The 2,410-nt window shown below is 53.9% G+C and carries 1 protein-coding gene; it reads left to right on the top strand.

What is annotated here, in order from left to right; all coding sequences use genetic code 11:
* Window positions 1–255: 255 nt before the first annotated feature.
* Window positions 256–2,410 (top strand): hypothetical protein (locus tag BUA15_RS13480; protein ID WP_178139428.1); only part of this gene is annotated, 2,155 nt, incomplete at its 3' end.

The raw sequence follows: 2,410 nt of genomic DNA, 5'->3' as shown, positions 1-2,410 counted from the left end.
GCGGGTTCGGTTATTGACAGCGTACTGGTAATTGAAGTGCGCTCTGCTCCTCTTCCCGACAGCACGTATTATGCGGGGCAGGCAATCGTACGTTTGGTGCGGATTCGGCCGGAGGTGGTTGTGGTGCCGGAGGAAAGGGTGGTCTGGCCTACAAGCTATCCGCTCAGCGCAGAATCAATTGCCCGACGACGCGGTCTCTTCACAGACCCTGAATGGGATCAGGCAGAGCGTCCCCTGCTCAATCCACCTGGCCTCATGATTGGAGTAGTGCTTTGGGAGGACTCAAGCAGCCCGTATCAGGTAGGGCAGCGTATTGTCAGTAAAGGTGAGGGCTTCAGTCTGGGCGGCCAAATTGAGCATATTATTGCCCGACGAGAGCGCTATGTATTGCTGGGCGTACGCTTGCTGCCGCTCGAACAACTCTACGTCAACTATCCCTTCCCCGACCCGACGCAGCTTGCCCGCAGGGGCATCGCGCCCATTAACCCCAACACCATTCATGTTCGCTGGCCAGAAGAATTGCAACATCAACGCTTTAAAAAAGATAGTCCTCAAAAACCTGCCTGCAATACCTCGGTCAAGCTGAGCGGTAAGGTAAGCGGTACGTTGGAGAAGCCGGGTACCGGCGGCGGCACAATAAGCCTGGGATATACCTTAACAGTGACCTGTGAATGGAAAAAAGCTCGCGGTGCTATCAAAGTTAATTTTACGCTTGAGCAGTCCGGGGCGCTGCAGGTTTCCCAGTGGGACTTTCGTAAAGACTCCCGCAGATTCTATTATGCCCTTGTTCGGCTGGACTACAATAAGCTGTCCCAGTTGCTTGAGAAAGTTCAGTTCAGCTCAGGAGTCAAGGCTAATGCCAAAGGAAGTGTGTCAATAGCCTACCAACTCGACCTGCCTACCAAAGGACCCACTTACCTTCTTCCTATTGGGCTGGGAATCTATTCTCACCAATTATTTTCCTATACAGTCGGACTTGCCTTACGGATTACTCTCATTGATGGCATTCTTGATGGCATTAAGGAAGAAATTCTGGAAAGCGATCCATCGGAATCTAAAACCCTTGAAATCCTATCGGCCGAACTCAAGGCAGCCCTGAATACCTCCCTGAATATCGGAAAGTTTATGCGCTTCAACCCTGATGCCGCTCAGATAAACCTTTCAGGTTCTTTTAGCATGAAGATGCTGGATCTAATCTCCCTGCAGGCTGACACGGATGTTCTGAACTATTACAAGGCTGACTTTAAACTCTCACCTTTTACCATCGGCCCCATCCTGGGCTTCGTCAAAACCAGACGATCGGCTATTGCGCCCCTCTTCATTGAAGAGACCAGGGTGCTATTTCTGTTGGGCCTGGGCTTGCGTCCCTATCTGACCCTATCACCCCAGGGCATCACTGACCATGGTACCATTGTCAACACAATCGACGGAAAGCAGGACCTCACGAAAAGTCGCATCGCGGTAAACACTGGCGCTGCCGCTGAGCTGGTATTTCAAGGTGAATCAGTAGACCTGGTCGGAAAGGTGCTCGCAGAAATGCCTCCATCAAATTTGACTTCCAAACTTCGGGATATAGCGAAAAAGGGTAAAATCGGGTTGAAGGACATTACTTTCTGGCAGACAAATATTGGCGACATTTCGCTTGAGCAACCGGCTCACATTGACCGCTCCCAGCATCTGATCTCCGGCGTGCTCAAAGGCTACTATCAATGGGCCGAAAAAATTCGCCTCTATCAGTTCCAGAATAGCCAGCTACACCAACTGGGACAGGCCGAACCCCAGAGCAAGACATTCCAGATGTCGTACGACCCAACCCAGCTTGACTGTAGCGCACCTGACGGCGGCAAAGCCCACCTGGTAAGTTCGGTCGACATTCCCGTGCTCTCCCTGCGCTTACCGCTCGGCTTCTCCTACCTGGGAGAGGTAGATCTGTGCAACCCAGAGTTTCGGCTTCAGCCTGACCGGCTCGAATTCATCGGCCAGAAAGGCGACCGCCTGCAAAAAATAACCCGAGCCATCAGCAAAGACGCCGGTACCACAACCGTCTCAGTCACTGCCATCCAGGGCCCCTTCACGATCACCCCTTCACAGGCCACCATCACCCCTCCAGATTCTGCCGCCACCTTCACCGTCCAGACCGCGTGCACCGACGAGCGCCTCGTCCAACGCCTGACCGGCAGCGCTACGTTCACCTTCACCACTGACGCCAAACAGGTCCAGCGCACACTCTCGCTGTCGCTCTCCTGCAAGGACGACGATGACGACGATGACGATGACGACGATGAGGACCCTGACGAACCTCCTCCTCCCGGCCTCGGTGGCAGTTGGGGCGATCCGCACATCACCACCTTCGACCGCCTGGGCTACGACTTCCATGCCATTGGCGACTACCTGGCCGTGCGCTCAACGC

This window comes from Rhodothermus profundi, from assembly GCF_900142415.1.
In the GTDB taxonomy this organism is placed as follows: Bacteria; Bacteroidota; Rhodothermia; order Rhodothermales; family Rhodothermaceae; genus Rhodothermus; species Rhodothermus profundi.
The sequence above is the reverse complement of the archived record's forward strand: the minus strand, read 5'-3'. Positions and strand labels throughout refer to the sequence as shown.